Origin of the sequence: Neisseria sp. 74A18 (genome assembly GCF_001308005.1) — a bacterium.
Lineage (GTDB): Bacteria > Pseudomonadota > Gammaproteobacteria > Burkholderiales > Neisseriaceae > Neisseria > Neisseria dumasiana.
In genome coordinates, this window is the sequence record NZ_LGZA01000011.1 from 1 (window position 1) to 16,276 (window position 16,276).

Annotated in this window: 18 protein-coding genes; 14 read left to right on the forward strand and 4 right to left on the reverse strand. The window is 50.0% G+C overall.

Features of this window, described 5'->3' with window-relative positions; translation table 11 throughout:
- On the reverse strand, positions 1-342 hold a 342-nt coding region (locus tag AKG43_RS05040; RefSeq protein WP_197273120.1), incomplete at its 3' end, for a transposase.
- 21 nt (positions 343-363) lie between these two features.
- Positions 364-585: a hypothetical protein gene (locus AKG43_RS05045; RefSeq protein WP_054599478.1), complete on the reverse strand. Its 222-nt coding sequence runs from the start codon at positions 583-585 to the stop codon at positions 364-366.
- A 443-nt stretch (positions 586-1,028) separates the two neighbouring features.
- Here AKG43_RS05045 and AKG43_RS13225 point away from each other — a divergent pair, with 443 nt between their 5' ends.
- Positions 1,029-1,214: a lipoprotein signal peptidase gene (locus AKG43_RS13225; protein WP_231718116.1), complete on the forward strand. Its 186-nt coding sequence runs from the start codon at positions 1,029-1,031 to the stop codon at positions 1,212-1,214.
- Between the two features lie 328 nt (positions 1,215-1,542).
- Here the strand turns inward: AKG43_RS13225 and gltX are convergent, their stop codons facing one another.
- Positions 1,543-2,937, reverse strand: a complete 1,395-nt coding sequence (gene gltX / locus AKG43_RS05050) for a glutamate--tRNA ligase (RefSeq protein ID WP_054599479.1) — start codon at positions 2,935-2,937, stop codon at positions 1,543-1,545.
- A gap of 283 nt (positions 2,938-3,220) precedes the next feature.
- Between gltX and AKG43_RS05055 the strand changes: the two genes are divergently transcribed.
- Complete coding sequence (locus tag AKG43_RS05055; protein WP_054599480.1) at positions 3,221-3,958, forward strand: Slam-dependent surface lipoprotein; 738 nt, start codon at positions 3,221-3,223, stop codon at positions 3,956-3,958.
- 176 nt (positions 3,959-4,134) lie between these two features.
- Positions 4,135-5,646, forward strand: coding sequence for a lysine--tRNA ligase (gene lysS / locus AKG43_RS05060; RefSeq protein ID WP_054599526.1), 1,512 nt, complete (start codon positions 4,135-4,137; stop codon positions 5,644-5,646).
- A gap of 184 nt (positions 5,647-5,830) precedes the next feature.
- Here the strand turns inward: lysS and AKG43_RS05065 are convergent, their stop codons facing one another.
- The gene (locus AKG43_RS05065; RefSeq protein WP_054599481.1) at positions 5,831-6,697 is read right to left on the reverse strand and encodes a Rossmann-like and DUF2520 domain-containing protein; all 867 of its coding nucleotides are present in this window, start codon (positions 6,695-6,697) and stop codon (positions 5,831-5,833) included.
- A gap of 85 nt (positions 6,698-6,782) precedes the next feature.
- On the opposite strand from AKG43_RS05065, the gene minC reads away from it, so the two are divergent.
- The 11 genes from minC to waaA all read left to right on the forward strand — a co-directional run bounded on the left by minC (position 6,783) and on the right by waaA (position 16,152).
- Positions 6,783-7,511: a septum site-determining protein MinC gene (gene minC, locus AKG43_RS05070; RefSeq protein WP_054599482.1), complete on the forward strand. Its 729-nt coding sequence runs from the start codon at positions 6,783-6,785 to the stop codon at positions 7,509-7,511.
- A gap of 29 nt (positions 7,512-7,540) precedes the next feature.
- Positions 7,541-8,353: a septum site-determining protein MinD gene (minD, locus tag AKG43_RS05075; protein WP_054599483.1), complete on the forward strand. Its 813-nt coding sequence runs from the start codon at positions 7,541-7,543 to the stop codon at positions 8,351-8,353.
- A 3-nt stretch (positions 8,354-8,356) separates the two neighbouring features.
- Entirely contained in the window at positions 8,357-8,620 is a 264-nt protein-coding gene (gene minE, locus AKG43_RS05080; protein WP_054599484.1) for a cell division topological specificity factor MinE, read from the forward strand.
- 3 nt (positions 8,621-8,623) lie between these two features.
- Positions 8,624-9,556: a hydrogen peroxide-inducible genes activator gene (locus tag AKG43_RS05085; RefSeq protein WP_054599485.1), complete on the forward strand. Its 933-nt coding sequence runs from the start codon at positions 8,624-8,626 to the stop codon at positions 9,554-9,556.
- Positions 9,557-9,771: 215 nt separating this feature from the next.
- Positions 9,772-11,973, forward strand: coding sequence for a UvrD-helicase domain-containing protein (locus tag AKG43_RS05090; protein ID WP_054599527.1), 2,202 nt, complete (start codon positions 9,772-9,774; stop codon positions 11,971-11,973).
- A gap of 277 nt (positions 11,974-12,250) precedes the next feature.
- On the forward strand, positions 12,251-12,763 hold the full coding sequence (locus tag AKG43_RS05095) for a Panacea domain-containing protein (protein WP_197273121.1): 513 nt from the start codon (positions 12,251-12,253) through the stop codon (positions 12,761-12,763).
- Positions 12,756-13,619, forward strand: coding sequence for a hypothetical protein (locus tag AKG43_RS05100; RefSeq protein ID WP_054599486.1), 864 nt, complete (start codon positions 12,756-12,758; stop codon positions 13,617-13,619). Before AKG43_RS05095 ends, AKG43_RS05100 begins: the two co-directional genes overlap by 8 nt.
- 38 nt (positions 13,620-13,657) lie before the next feature.
- Positions 13,658-13,798, forward strand: coding sequence for a hypothetical protein (locus AKG43_RS12965; RefSeq protein WP_197273122.1), 141 nt, complete (start codon positions 13,658-13,660; stop codon positions 13,796-13,798).
- A complete protein-coding gene (locus AKG43_RS05105; RefSeq protein WP_054599487.1) occupies positions 13,791-13,982 on the forward strand; it encodes a hypothetical protein in 192 nt (63 codons plus the stop codon). The genes AKG43_RS12965 and AKG43_RS05105 overlap by 8 nt, the downstream gene beginning before the upstream one ends.
- A gap of 221 nt (positions 13,983-14,203) precedes the next feature.
- The gene (locus tag AKG43_RS05110; RefSeq protein ID WP_054599488.1) at positions 14,204-14,788 is read left to right on the forward strand and encodes a 5-formyltetrahydrofolate cyclo-ligase; all 585 of its coding nucleotides are present in this window, start codon (positions 14,204-14,206) and stop codon (positions 14,786-14,788) included.
- A 107-nt stretch (positions 14,789-14,895) separates the two neighbouring features.
- Complete coding sequence (gene waaA, locus AKG43_RS05115; protein ID WP_054599489.1) at positions 14,896-16,152, forward strand: lipid IV(A) 3-deoxy-D-manno-octulosonic acid transferase; 1,257 nt, start codon at positions 14,896-14,898, stop codon at positions 16,150-16,152.
- Positions 16,153-16,276 lie beyond the last annotated feature (124 nt).

Below are 16,276 nucleotides of genomic sequence, written 5' to 3' on the forward strand. Positions count from 1 at the left end.
ACTTTCCTTTCGGGCATTATTCACTACAACCGTATAAACCTTACCTCCACGTTTAAGGATACCGAAAACCACCACTTTACCTGCTGCTCCCCTACCGCGCTTTCCTTTACGCTTACCGCCGAAATAGCTCTCATCCAATTCTATAGTGCCCTCAAAAACCTGATCTGCTTCCAAAGCCAAATGATGGCTGATAACAAGACGGATTTTACGGTAGAAGAGAATAGCCGTATTGGGCTGAATACCCAAGATATCGGCAGCAGAACGTGCGGTTACTTCCAATACAAAATATTCAAGCAGTTTTCTTTGCAGACTCTTCTTTAACTTACAGTGGGTTATCTTCATTTTGGCAGCCTATCATGACTGCTAATCTACGTCAGCCCCTAAATCTAATATATCAGCAGCAATTTCTGGAGTTTCTCCAAATCCAAACCATTTCACTTCTTCATTAACAATGAAATCAATTGTATATCCTGAATTTCCATTAAATAATTGTGCATAATAGTTTATGAACGAAGACTCCTCCGGGAAAAAAGTCCATATCATTTTTGCAATTTGGGTATAAATTTCTTCCACATACTTATCCATTTTATTTTCCTATTGGTTTGTTATTGAGAATCTGGTTTCTTTCTATAACGTTATTTTCTGCAAAACTTATTACAAAGCCATCAGGCCGTTTGCTATTACCTTTATACCGGTCTTCTACTGTGCCATTCAATTTCTTATTCATAGGAGTGGAATTAATGGCTTCCATCGAGCCACCGAATATGGATGTAATCAGATGCCTGCCACAATCGCCCTCTTTACGACATAAGCCACCCCAAAATACGCTGTTGATATGTATTTTTACTTCAAGGATATACCTTTAAATCAGCACTAACTTTTTTACCCACCTTTGTACATCGGTTGAATACTGGTGGTCTATCTGATTCCATTGGTTTGTATTGCTTGGTTATGATGTGTAATGGAGACAGGCCCTTAAATTCGAATCTCAAGCGCAACACTCCGGCGGAGACCTTCATACTCATACCCTGAGACCTTTGCAAAACTCCCATCTGCGGCGCATTTCTGCGTTGTGCGCTGCTCGCTCGTTTGCCTATCTGTATGATATGTCTGCACTCGCTGCGCTGCTACGCCTTGAACTGCATCCACATCTGAGGGTTTTGCAAAGGTCTCACCCTCTCAAAAAAAATTCTCTAAATTCCCACTCATATTAAGCCTGAGGAATTTAGAGAATTTTTGTTCATGAACAGCTTTTACACACCGGCGCTTTCAAACACCTCGAAAAACACTTCGACCATAACCCTTTTAAGAACTTTGTGATCTACTTGAACTGCTCATCAAACCGAGACCTTTACAAAATCACTGCCTACGGCGCATTTCTGTGCTGGGTGCTACTCCCCGGTTTGCTTATCGTGTGATATGCCTGTGCCCGCTGTGCTGCTGCACCTTGAACTGCATCCATATTCGGTGTTTTCAAAGGTTTCAAACTGTTTTGACGCAAAATGCCATGAAGAACAAACCCGAATCAGTTTTACCTTAATTTCAGCTACGGATACGTTTTAACACTTCTTCTTTGCCGATTAATGCCAGCACGGCATCCACGCTCGGGGTTTTGGCTGTTCCGCACACGGCCAAACGCAGCGGCATGCCGAGTTTGCCCATTTTGATGTTTTCTTCATCGCAGAAAGGCTTGAACAGGTCGTGGATGGATTCGGCATTCCAATCGCCCAGGCCTTCGAGTTTGTCGGCAAAGCGCAGCATGCGCGCGGGAGCCTCTTCGTCCCAATGTTTTTGTACGTCGGCTTCGGCGGGTGTGCCTTTTTGGTAGAAATAAATGCATTCGTCAGCCAGTGTGTTCAAGTCTTGAGCACGGTCTTTAACCAAAGCCAACACGTCTTCCAAAGCGGGTTTGTCGGTAACGTCGACACCGCGCACGGCCAAGCGGGGTTTAACCAATTCTGCCAATTCTTCATTGGGCGTGATTTTGATGTGCTCGCCGTTAATCCAGCAGAGCTTTTTCAAATCCATGCGGCTGGGCGACGGGGAAACGTCTTTCAAATCAAACCATTCGACAAACTGCTTCATGGTAAAAAATTCGTCGTCGCCATGCGCCCAACCCAAACGGGCGAGATAGTTCAACATGGCTTCGGGCAGGATGCCCATCGCGCCGAAATCGGTAATCGCCACGGTGTCGCCGCTGCGTTTGGAGATTTTCTTACCCTGTTCGTTCAAAATCATCGGCAGATGCGCGTATTCGGGCAGGGTGGCGCCCATTGCTTTTAAGATATTGATTTGCTTGGGCGTATTGTTCACATGGTCGTCGCCACGGATAACATGGGTAACACCCATATCGTAATCGTCCACCACCACGCAGAAGTTATAGGTGGGCGTGCCGTCGGCGCGGGCGATAATCAGGTCGTCCAAGGCTTCGTTGGGAATGCTGATTTGGCCTTTAACCAAATCGTTCCATGTGGTTGTACCGTCAATCGGGGTTTTGAAACGCACCACCGGCTCCACGCCTTCGGGTACGGATGGTAGGGTTTTGCCGGCTTCGGGCCGCCAGCGGCGATCGTAAGTGGCCGTGCCTTCTTTTTCAGCTTTTTCGCGCATGGCTTCCAGCTCTTCTTTGCTGCAATAGCAATGGTAGGCATGGCCTTTTTCGAGCAGCTCGGCAATTACTTCTTTATAGCGGTCGAAACGGCGGGTTTGATAAACCACGTTATCGGCATTGTCGTAGTTGAGTCCGACCCAATTCATGCCGTCGAGAATAATATTGACCGACTCGGCGGTAGAACGCTCCAAATCGGTGTCTTCGATGCGCAACAGAAATTCGCCTTTGTGTTTTCTGGCAAACGCCCATGAAAATAGGGCGGTACGCACGCCGCCGATATGCAGATAACCGGTGGGGCTGGGGGCAAAACGGGTACGGACAGTCATGGTTTCGGCTCCGAAAATAGAGAAAGGCGTTATTGTATAGAGGGGTGGGGAATTATGCTACTTTGCAGATTAAGAGAAACCATTTAAATAAGTCGAATTGCACACATGTAAAGATATGCATCAATAAAATCACATAAAAATAAAAATTTTAAAAATTTTCTTGTTTTATTAAGATTAATTAATAAAATACAAAATGTTAACAAATAGGTGATGTTTGTTAAACTTTGAAACGCTTGGATAAGGCAGAAAATATATTTAGTGACCTATCATAAGGAACACAAAAATGAACTTGAAAAAATCATTATTTTTGAGCATGCTGACGTTGGGCTTGGCTGCATGCGGTAGTGGAGGAGGTGGAAGCCCCACCGTTAGCGTTACTTCTACAAATAAACCTAAAGAAGTAAAACCTGTGGAGTTGGGAGGGTTTGCCACATTTGTTAACGCAGATTTAACGTCTAAATCTCAAATGATAACCGGCCCCGGTAATATCAATACTTTGGTTGTCGATGGTAAGTCTATTGAGTTGGTGCCGGAAAACTTTATTACGCCTGTTTTACATTTGAGTAGTCAGTCTGAGGAAAGGGTTATCGGTAATAATTTAAAGTATGCACGTTATGGCTTTTATGAAACGAAAAATAACGGCAAACTGCTTGATAGCTATGTTTTTTATCAAGGGCAAATTACTCCTGAAAAAAGCGTTCCTTCAAAAGGAGCAGCAACGTATAAGGGTATCGCCATCTATGACAGCCTAAAAGTTCACAAAGCAAAAGGAGAAGCTGAATTTAATGTTAATTTTCAGCAAGGTACCATTAACGGCGTGATCTCCTCAGAAAATAAACTGTTCGATCCAGTCAATTTAAGCGGCACCATTACAGGCAACCGCTTTTCCACAGGTAATGTAGATGATGTGAATACTACTATGTCAGGAGCTTTCTACGGGCCAAATGCAGAAGAAATTTCCGGTAGATTTGACATTCTCAATAAAGTAGCAAGCGGTACTTTCGGAGCATCAAAACAATAAGCTCCTATGCTTTATATTTATCAAGGCCGTCTGAAACATTTCAGACGGCCTTTTCCATAGAAAAAACCGTTGAAACCGCGTAAAATACCGCTCCAAACAGCTAACTTACAGGCCGTTTTAGCGAAGCTCGCAAAGTTCGCTTTCAGACGGCCTGCTTATTTTTGGAAAACAACACCATGAGCGAACAGAACAACCCACAAACCGAGCCGCAGCTTGATGAAAACCAAATCATCGCCCTGCGCCGCGAAAAATTAAACGAACTGCGCAAACACGGCACCGCCTTCCCCAACCAATACAAGCGCGATGCCTTTGCCGGCGATTTGCAAGCGCAATACGGTTCGCTGGAAAAAGCCGAGCTTGACCCGCAGGAAATCCCTGTTAAAGTGGCCGGCCGCATGATGCTGCAACGCGCCATGGGTAAAGCCAGCTTCGCCACCATCCAAGACGTGAGCGGCCAGATTCAAGTGTATGTGAACAACCAAGGCGTGGGCGAAGACGTGCACAACGCCTTCAAACATTGGGATTTGGGCGACATCATCGGCGTGGAAGGCACGCTGTTCAAAACCAACCACGGCGAACTGACCGTACGCGCATCCAAGCTGCATTTGCTCACCAAATCGCTGCGCCCGCTGCCCGACAAACACAAAGGCCTGACCGACCAAGAGCAGAAATACCGCCAGCGTTACGCCGATCTGATTACCAACCAAGATTCGCGCGACACCTTTATCAAGCGCAGCAAAATCATCCAAGCCGTGCGCAACTATATGGTCAACGAGCGTTATCTCGAAGTGGAAACCCCGATGATGCACCCGATTCCCGGCGGTGCTACGGCCAAGCCCTTCGTTACCCACCACAACGCGCTCGACATGCCGCTTTACCTGCGCATCGCCCCCGAACTGTATCTGAAACGCTTGGTTGTGGGCGGTTTGGAGCGCGTGTTTGAAATCAACCGCAGCTTCCGCAACGAAGGCATGAGCACCCGCCACAACCCCGAATTCACCATGATGGAATTCTACGAAGCGTTCTGCACTTACGAGCGCATGATGGAAATGACCGAAGGCGTGATCCGCCATGCCGCCAAAGAAGTGTGCGGCACCGCCAAAGTGAGCTACAACGGCAAAGAAGTGGATTTGGAAAGCCCGTTCGAGCGTTTGACCATTCTCGAAGCCATCAAAAAATACAATCCGCAATATACCGATGAGCAGTTGAACGATGCCGAATGGCTGAAAAAAGAAATCGTGAAACACGGCGAAAAAATCCCGCCGTCGCCCGGTATCGGCAGCCTGCAACTGGCCTTGTTTGAAGGCTGTGCAGAAAGCAAACTGTGGAACCCGACGTTTATCATCGACTATCCGGTGGAAGTGTCGCCGCTGGCGCGCGCATCCGACACCAAACCCGGCCTGACCGACCGCTTCGAGCTGTTTATCGTCGGCCGCGAGTTGGCCAACGGCTATTCGGAGCTGAACGACCCCGAAGACCAAGCCGCCCGCTTTAAAGCGCAAGTAGCGCAGAAAGATGCCGGCGACGACGAAGCCATGCACTACGATGCCGACTACATCCGCGCCATGGAATACGGCCTGCCTCCCACCGGCGGCAGCGGCATCGGCTTGGACCGCTTAGTGATGCTGCTCACCGATGCGCCGTCTATCCGCGACGTGATTCTGTTCCCGCAAATGCGGCCGGAATAAGGTTTGCGTTTGGTATGTAAACAGGTCTAAACCTTTTCACCCTGCCATGCAGATGTGCAGGCATATATAGCAAATAAACGTTATCTCTGCTGCCGCGTTGCTGCCCCTTGCCGTATTACTCATACTGTTTGCGCTAGGGCGCCAGCAACGCCGTAGTAAAATTTAAGTTGATTGACTATAACGCTTACGCCTGCCCATACCTTCCCAACACAGCCCGCAGGCTCGAAACCGCCTGTTCGCTTAAACGCGGGGCGCCCAGCTCCAGCGTAGCAGCAGCCAAAGCCAGATAAAACGCCCTCTCTTTATCATTCATACCGGCCAAATGACTATCAACCGTAGAATCGTCTCCCCGTACAATCGGGCCGGTTAATGCATTCTCGGGTGTAAGTCCGGAAAGATTGCCGACACTCTGCCGCATCAAACCCGCCACCAAATCACGCGTTAAATACTCCGGCAAATCCAGCGGTGCCAGCAGGTTTTGGGCAAAAGCCGCCAGTGTTACCGAAAAATTAGATGCTGCCGACAATGCCGCATGGTAGCGCGCCTTATGTTCAGACGGCATCACGAAAGGCCTCAAGCCCGCAGCCTCGGCCAACCCGCGCAACACCGTCATCGCCCGATCACTCTCAGCCTCTAATGCACACAAACTGCCCCGCAACGAGCGCACGGCGTTTTCTACGTCTGCAAACGCGAAAACAGGGTGTAAACTGCCGACTGTCGCTCCGCATTTGACAACGGCATCCAATACCCCTATTGTTTTCGCACCGCTGAAATGTACAACCACAGTTTCCCTGTTCAGCCAACCCAACCGTGCAACGGCTGAAGCCGTTTCCTGCAACGCATTGTCCGGCGTGCACACCAGCACCACATCGGCCGGCGGCAGGTCTCTAACATGGGGAACTATGTCCACACTTCCACAGTCTGCCAAAACAGCCGCACCGGCTCGGCGGGAAACCACCGCAACCGGTTGCCATTTACCGCTTTTCGCAAGCACGGCGGCAAACGTGCGCCCTACGCGCCCCGCACCGACAATATGGAAGCTTTTTTTCATTTCAGACGGCCCTAACAGATTGAATAGCTAAGGTTAACACGGTAAACTTATAACCATTAAATTTTTTTATGACTGTCTTACTAAAATGAAACCAGCTTTTGAAGTTAAATCAGCACGTCTCGACGTGCTTTCCGTGCAGCTGCATACTGCAGATTTAGGGGAATTGGAAGAATTTTTACAGCAGCGGGTGAGCCAGCACAAAGAGCTCGACAGCATGCTGTTTTTATTAGACCTGCAGGAATTCAGCAACCCGGGCGAATTGAGCATTGCCGGCGTTGTATCGCTTTTTGCCCGTTACGGTTTGCAGATTATCGGCCTGCGCCATGAAAACGAAGCTTGGGCACCCCATGCCCAAGCCTACCATTTGGCCTTCAGCCGCAACGACAGCAAACTGGCCGACCCCCAGCCCAAACCCGCAGCGCAACCGGCAGCAGCCGCACCTGCGGCCGAATCCGTGCAGGCCACCGTGATCAGCAAACCTACCGTACTGATCAACACGCCCATCCGCACCGGCCAGCAAGTGTATGCGGAAAACGCCGATTTAATCGTAACCGGCATCGTTAACGAAGGGGCGGAAATCATTGCCGACGGCAACATCCACGTTTACGGCACCATGCGCGGGCGCGCATTGGCCGGCGCCACCGGCAACCGCGACGCACGGATATTCATCCAATCCATGCAGGCCGAATTGGTATCGGTAGCAGGCATTTACCGCAACTTCGACCAAAGCCTGCCCGACCACCTGAACAAAAAAGCCGTGCAGGTATCGCTTCAAGACAACCGTTTGGTTATCAGCGCCATAGACGGCCAATAACCGTTTTTGATTTTAAAAAAGGAAACATCGTGGCAAAAATTATTGTAGTAACTTCAGGCAAAGGCGGCGTAGGCAAAACCACTACCAGTGCCAGCATTGCCTCCGGTTTGGCTCTCCGCGGTCATAAAACCGCGGTTATCGACTTCGACGTGGGCTTGCGCAACCTCGACCTGATTATGGGCTGCGAACGCCGCGTCGTATACGATTTAATCAATGTTATCCAAGGCGAAGCCTCCCTGACCCAAGCGCTGATTAAAGACAAACACTGCGACGACCTCTTCATTCTGCCCGCCTCTCAAACCCGCGATAAAGATGCCTTGAACCGCGAAGGCGTAGGCAAAGTATTGAAAGAACTCACCGAAGACATGGGCTTTGAATACGTTATCTGCGACTCTCCCGCCGGTATCGAACAAGGTGCGCTGATGGCCCTCTACTTCGCTGATGAAGCCATCATCACCACCAATCCCGAAGTATCGAGCGTACGCGACTCCGACCGCATTTTGGGTATTCTGCAAAGCAAGAGCCAAAAAGCCGAAAAAGGCGAAGTGGTTAAAGAGCACCTGTTGATTACCCGCTACTCTCCCGAGCGCGTAGACAAAGGCGAAATGCTTTCCGTACAAGACATTTGCGATATCCTGCGCATTCCATTGATCGGCGTGATTCCCGAATCTCAAAACGTATTGCAGGCATCCAACGCCGGCGCACCGGTTATCCATCAAAACGATGTTGCCGCCGCCGAAGCCTACAAAGACGTGGTATCGCGCCTGCTGGGCGAAAACCGCGAAATGCGCTTTTTAGAAGCCGAGAAAAAAGGCTTTTTCAAGCGTTTGTTCGGAGGTTAAGCCATGTCGCTGATTGACTTACTGTTTGGCAGAAAGCCCAAAACCGCAGCAGTGGCGCGCGACCGTCTGCAAATCATCATTGCACAGGAACGCGCCAAAGAACAGGCTCCCGACTATCTGCCCACTTTGCAGAAAGAACTCTTGGATGTATTATCGAAATATGTTCATGTATCCTTAGAAGACATCCGTATTTCTCAAGAAAAACAAAACGGTATGGACGTGCTTGAACTGAATATCACCCTGCCGGAGCAAAAAAAGGCCGACTAAGCTATGACCTTAACCGAATTGCGTTACATTGTAGCAGTGGCACAGGAGCGCCATTTCGGGCGCGCCGCCCGCCGCTGTTTCGTGAGCCAGCCCACTCTTTCCATCGCCATTAAAAAGCTGGAAGAAGAGTTGGCCGTATCGCTCTTTGACCGGAGCAGCAACGACATCATCACCACCGAAGCGGGCGAACGCATCATCGCACAAGCCCGCCGCGTGCTGGAAGAAGCCGAGCTGATCAAACATCTGGCCAACGAAGAGCAAAACGAGCTGGAAGGCGCATTCAAACTCGGTCTGATTTTTACCGTTGCTCCCTACCTTCTGCCCAAGCTGATTATGTCGCTGCGGAAAACCGCGCCCAATATGCCGCTGATGCTCGAAGAGAACTACACCCAAATTCTCACCGAATCGCTTAAGCGCGGCGATTTGGACGCGCTGATCGTAGCAGAACCTTATCAGGAACCGGGCATCATTACCGAGCCGCTGTATGACGAATCTTTCTTCGTGATTGTGCCTAAAGGCCATCATTTTGAAGAACTCGATACCGTTACCCCCGAAATGTTGAGCCAAGAACAGGTGCTGTTGCTTACCGAAGGCAACTGCATGCGTGATCAAGTGTTGGCAAGCTGCTCCGAATTGGCTTCCCGTCAAAAAATACAGGGCTTGACCAATACCTTGCAAGGCAGTTCCATCAACACCATCCGCCACATGGTTGCCAGTGGCCTGAGCATCAGCGTATTGCCTGCTACCGCCCTCACTGAAAACGACCACATGCTGTTCAGCATTATCCCGTTTGAAGGCGAAGGCCCGAAACGCCGCGTTGTGCTGGCTTACCGCCGCAACTTTGTGCGCCCCAAAGCGCTTTCGGCTATGCGCAATGCTATCCTGACATCGCAACTCAACGGTGTTACCTTTATCGAACCGCAGCAGGCCGTCTGAAAAAACCGCTTTATACCGGCCTGCATTGCTTGCAGCATTTTGTTTCCAAACAGCCGTTTCTTAAAAAAGAAACGGCTGTTTCTTTTGCCTTAATACAAATTAACGCCAAAGAACCCGTCCGCTCGCATCACCATTTTACCCACCGACACTTGCAAACGCCGCCGCCGAATCCATTACAATACAGCCTGTTTCATTTTTTTCAGACGGCCTCTTCTATGTTTCCCGAGCAATCCGCCCCTTCCTTGCTGCAAGGCTTAAACTCCGAACAACTTTCCGCCGTAACTTGGCCGCCGCAATCCGCCCTCGTGCTTGCCGGAGCGGGCAGCGGCAAAACCCGCGTGCTCACCACCCGTATCGCATGGCTGCTGAAAAGCGGCCAAGCAAGCGTGCACAGCATCATGGCCGTTACCTTTACCAACAAAGCCGCCAAAGAAATGCAAACCCGCTTGAGCGCGATGCTGCCCGTTAACGTGCGCGCCATGTGGCTCGGCACTTTCCACGGCCTGTGCCACCGCTTTTTACGCCTGCACCATAAAGACGCAGGGCTGCCTTCTACCTTTCAGATTCTCGACAGCACCGACCAGCTCGCCTTAATCAAACGCCTGCTCAAACAGCTCAACATCGCCGAAGAAATCATCGCTCCGCGCACCTTGCAAGGCTTTATCAACGCCCAAAAAGAAAGCGGCCTACGCGCCTCTTCCCTGCAAGCCCCCGATCCGCACACACAGCGCATGATCGAGTGTTATGCCGAATACGACAAAGCGTGCAACCGCGAAGGCGTGGTCGATTTTGCCGAACTGATGCTGCGAAGTTACGAAATCCTGCAAGCCAACGAAATCCTGCGCCGCCATTACCAAAACCGCTTCAACCATATATTGGTGGACGAATTCCAAGACACCAACAAACTGCAATACGCATGGCTGAAGCTCATCGCCGGCGAACACGCCGCCGTATTTGCCGTGGGCGACGACGACCAATCCATCTACCGCTTCCGCGGCGCACACGTCGGCAACATGACCGCCCTCATGCGCGAGTTTCACATCGAAGCGCCCATCAAACTCGAGCAGAACTACCGTTCAGACGGCAACATCCTCACCGCCGCCAACGCCGTGATAGAAAACAACGCCGAACGCCTCGGCAAAAACCTGCGCACCGATGCCGCCGCCGGCGACAAAATCCGCTTTTACTCCGCCCCCATAGATTCCGACGAAGCCCAATTCATCGTAGACGAAGCCAAATCCCTGCAACGCGAAGGCCGCACACTCGACCAAATGGCCGTGCTCTACCGCAGCAACGCCCAATCGCGCATCATCGAACAAGCCCTGTTCCGCGCCGGCATCCCCTACAAAATCTACGGCGGCCTGCGCTTCTACGAACGGCAGGAAATCAAACACGCACTCGCCTACCTGCGCCTCTCCGTCAACCCCGACGACGACAACGCCCTTTTGCGCGTTATCAACATGCCCCCGCGCGGCATCGGCACCCGCACCATCGAAAACATCCAAGCCGCAGCCGCCGAACAAGGCATCCCCCTATGGCAGGCCGCCTGCGGCATGGGCGCAAAAGCCGCCAAAGTCGCCGCCTTCGTGCGCCTGATAGAAAACCTCCAAGCCCAAGCCCCCAACGTATCCCTGCAAGAAATGATGCTCGGCATCACCCGCGACAGCGGCCTTGTCGAATACTACCAAACCCAAAAAGGCGACCACCAAGACCGCCTCGACAACCTCGACGAACTCGTTAACGCCGCCGTCGCCTTCAGGCCGTCTGAAAGCAACTTCGAAATCCTGCCCGAAAACGCCGCCGAAAACCCGCTCTTCCCCATCCTCGCCTTCTTAAGCAACGCCGCCCTTGAATCCGGCGAAAACCAAGCCGGCGAAGGCGAAGAAGCCCTGCAAATGATGACCGTGCACGCCGCCAAAGGGCTGGAGTTCGACACCGTATTCCTCACCGGCATGGAAGAAGGCCTCTTCCCCAGCGAATACAGCCTCGCCGAACGCGGCGGCCTCGAAGAAGAGCGCCGCCTCATGTACGTTGCCATTACCCGCGCCAAAAAACGCCTTTATATCAGCATGTCCCAACAACGCCTGCTGCACGGCCAAACCCACTTCGGCATCGTCTCCCGCTTCGTCGAAGAAATCCCCGAAGACGTGCTGCACCGCCTCTCGCCCCCGCCCAAACGCTTCAACAGCTTTACCGACGTGCCCAAAACCAAAAACCGCACCGCCGTCGAACACTACGGCCTGCCGCAAGAATACGCAGGCTTCCGCATCGGTCAAAACGTGCGCCACGCCAAATTCGGCACCGGCGTAATCATCGACGCCGTCAACAAAGGCGAATCCGCACGGCTCACCGTCAATTTCGGAAAAGAAGGGATTAAAGAATTGGATACCAAGTTTGCCAAGCTCGAGGCCGTCTGAAAAAGGCCGTCTGAAAGAGATATAGGCAGTTGGGAAGTTTGACGCGCTGTTTTTCAGACGGCCTTGTTGTCTATTTCAGGTAGAGTGTGTGGCGCAAGCGACGCACGTAATTTCAAAGATTCTGATAACGCGTGCGTGCTGATGGCACACACCCTATGCACGCAGGCCACCCTTGCTAAAAATAACTGGTATATGGCTGATTTCTTGGCTTTATTTGAGTATATAATATTAGTTATTAGCAAATTGCTTTTCTATTATATTAAAAAGAGACGTTATTATGACCGAGATGAGAGTGCCGTATAACCCTATTGATGTTGCCAATTACATTGTGCGGCGTGCCAATGAAAAGCAGAATCCTGTAACTCATCTGAAGTTACAAAAGTTATTATATTATGTTGTGGCAATGTACTTTCAAAAATATGATCGACGTTTAATTGATGAAGATGTAGTTAAATGGCAGTATGGTCCCGTAGTTAAGAGTGTTTATCATCAATTTAAAATATTAGGCTCATTAAAAATTACAGAGCTTTCTGAATATATAGAATCAATTGATTCGCCTTTTTCTGTAAAATGGGCTGATGTGCATGACCAGGTGCAGAGATTGGAGAGAGACAATGATTTTAAAATAGTTGCTGATAAAGTCATTGATGATTTGCTTGAATCCAATGCTTTTAAGCTTGTGGATATTACACATGCTGAGCCAGCTTGGTATAACTATAAAGATGAAATTTTACGTGGAAGTGAACCTACTTATTCTGATGCTGAGTTAAAGGCAGCTAAATATGACTAATAATGGTAATAATGAGCAGATTCATGAGCTAGTTAAAATCTATTTATGCATATCATCAACTGTTCCAGAAAAGCATGATGAGTTGGCACAGATGTCATTTGAATTTCATGAAAAAGTTTTCCAGCATGTATTTTCATCATGTGATAGGTCTATTATATTGCCATATAAGGATATATCTGACGTTGTATTTCAAAATGATTGCTTGGTAAGCGGCGATACCCTCAACAATTTTTGTGCAAAGGTCGATGATGTAATAAATACAAAACTTAGAGAAGATTCAAGGTCTGAAAATGAAATCCAACGAGCGTTAGACTGTCATAAGAAGTTGGTTGGGCATATCCAGCTTGCTCAAGCGCAAAAAGAATTTATGCAGAAATCTGCTAAGGAGGCTCGAAAGATTGCAGATGAGGCAAAAACAGTAGCAGATGATGCAAAAACAGTAGCAAATGATGCAAAAACAGTAGCAGGCAAAGCTGATGCCACTTATAAATCCATGTTTGCCAACTATGTTACGATTCTCGGAGTGTTTACTGCCATTATTGTGACAATTTTTGGCGGCTTAAATGTTATTAATGTGGTGATGAGGCAAGATGGCGTCAATTTTAGCCATGTTTTGTCTTTATCAGCTATATCACTGATGTGCGTGGTGCTTCTGCTATATTTATTGGCAAATATGATTATTAAAATTACCCAAAATAGTAAAAATTATTGGTTGGATGTCCCTTCTTTGATAATTGTATTGATCTGTGGCTTTGTTATCTATTGTGGTATGAATAAACAACCTGATAATAATGAGCCTATACAAAAAAACATTAACCAGAAAAAAATACAAACTACTATTAATTCAAAGCAGTAATAAATAATAGCTGCTTATTTAAAAGATAGGCAGTTTTTTTGCAATACAGCATTAAACTACTGCGCCACCAAAAAGCCCTGCTTAACGAAGCCCGCTATTTTTCTGCCATGAAACATCAAATCGAGCTATACAGCGGGCTTGCTCGAAGCTTCGCAACACGCAGCTGCGAGTATGGGTGATACTCAAAAAGCCAACGAATATGTGCAGGAAACCTTTACCCAAATCCGCAACCGCTTGCTGTCGGAGCAGATACGACAAGATTATTCTCAACCGTTAGATGGTAAAGAAGAAGACTTGAGTTCGGATAAAATCATCAATCTGTTGGATAAAATTACCAATTTGGCCAATAAAAAGCCGTCTTAAAAACTTGACTGGGTCGGGCATCCTTGCCCGACTTTTTATTTAGGCATCTTAAACTTAAATCACTATCTAACACGCAAAACTTATCGCGATAAGATTAAAGAGCCAAGTTTTCAGTTACGCTGCTTTTTCAGACGGCCTTCATGGCGGATAACTTGAATTTCGTGCGGGTATGTAGTCAAATCGCGGCATGTTGATGTTTGCTGTTGAAAGGCCGTCTGAAAATGCCGAACCGTGCTGAAAAATCCGAGTTGCGCCGCCGCCTGCGCCGTGCCCGTGCGGCTTTGCCGAAAAAAGAGCGGGCTGCGACCACGCGTGCGGCCAATGGTTTTTTAAAGCGGTTTATCCGCCGCGGCAGCCGTATCGGTGTTTATTGGCCGGTGGGCAGCGAGATGCGTTTGAGCGGTTTTGTTCAGACGGCCTTATCACGCGGGGCGGAGCTTTATCTGCCTTATATCGAGCCTGATTCGCTGCGTTTGTGGTTTACGCCTTATCGGGGCGACGCGGCGCAGGCGGAGCGTAAACGTGGCAGGGGCAGCCTGCATATTCCACAATTCGGCGGCAAAAAAATCCGTGCGCACCGTTTGCACGTGCTGTTTGTGCCTTTGGTGGGCATAGACAGGCAGGGCTACCGTTTGGGACAGGGCGGCGGCTATTATGATGTGTCGCTGGCGGCACTTCGCGGCCGGTTGCGGCCACGCACGGTGGGCGTGGGTTTTGCGTGCCAATTATGTGATGTGTTGCCGCATGAGCCGCACGATATTCAGCTGGATGCTTTTGTGTGCGAGCGGGGTATCATTCGTTTTTAGGCTTGCGGCCGTCAGAACACTGCCGCCATTCTGTTTTATCGCGGGGGTTTAAATGGGCTACAATGTCGGCAGTTTCTGTAAAACAGTTCGATATATATACTAAGTTTATGAATATACGTTGGTTTTATAAGCAGCTTTGGCAGGTTGCGCCTTTTTTTATCCGCCATTATCTGCGCAAACGCGGTGTGAAAGCGTCTGCTTATCTGGAGCACTGGGGCGAGCGTTTCGGCGAGCCGCTTGCCCAAGCGGTGCAGCAGCCGGTGTGGGTGCATGCGGTATCGGTGGGCGAAACGCGGGCGGCACAGCCGTTGATTCGGGAGCTGTGCAAGCATTTTCCCGATGCGCCGCTGTTGGTTACGCAGATGACGCCCACGGGTCGGGCAACGGCGGAAATGCTGTATCCGAACGCGCAATGCCGTTATCTGCCTTATGATAAGCCGGAATATGTGGCGCAGTTTTTACGCGAACACCGCCCGCGTTTCGGAATTTTGATGGAAACGGAAATTTGGCCGAACCTGATGCACGGTTGCGCCGAGGCGGGCGTACCGCTGTTTTTGGCGAATGCGCGTTTGTCGGAAAAGTCGCAAAACGGTTATCTGAAAATCCGCACGCTGGTTGAGCCTGCAATGCAGACTTTGCGCGGTTGTTATGCGCAAACGGCGGCGGATGCGGAGCGTTTGCACCTGATCGGGGCATCGAACGTGCATGTGTGCGGCAACACCAAATACGATATTACGCCCACCGATGCCATGCGTGAGAAAGCGGCTCATTTCCGCAGCCTGATCGGTTCGCGCCCTGTGGCGGTGTGCGCCAGCACTCGGGAATATAAGGGAGCGGACGAGACGGAAATGCTGCTTTCGGCATGGCGTGCCTACCACGGCGATGCTCTGCTGATTATCGTGCCCCGCCACCCCGAGCGTTTTCAGACGGCCTATGATTGTGCGGTGAAAATGGGGTTTAAAACGCAAAAACGCAGCGACGGGCATGAGGTGGCCGCCGATACGCAGGTGTGGATAGGCGACAGTATGGGTGAAATGCTGGCTTATTATCTGGCTTCTGATGTGGCGTTTGTGGGCGGCAGTTTGGTGGATACGGGCTGCCAAAACATTATCGAGCCGGTAGCCTGCGGCATACCGACGCTGTTCGGCCCCTCTACTTATAATTTTGCCGCGGCCTGCAAAGGTGCGGTTGCGGTGGGCGCGGCCAAGCAGATATTCAGCGCGCAAGAATGGCAGTACACCACGGCCAAATGGTTGTCGGAGCCTGCATTGCGCGCGCCGTTTGTAGAAGCGGCGGCGGCTTTTGTGGCACAAAACCGCGGAGCCAGCCGCCGGATTGTGGAGCGCATGATAGAGGCCGTCTGAAACAGGCCATTCTCCATGCCGCTTTGCCGTTATTGCTTTATATATGGTTAATCAACTTATTTTTCATACAAGGCAACAAGCGGCAGCAGCACAGGTAGTACGGAACCGATTCTGTTGCCGCTTC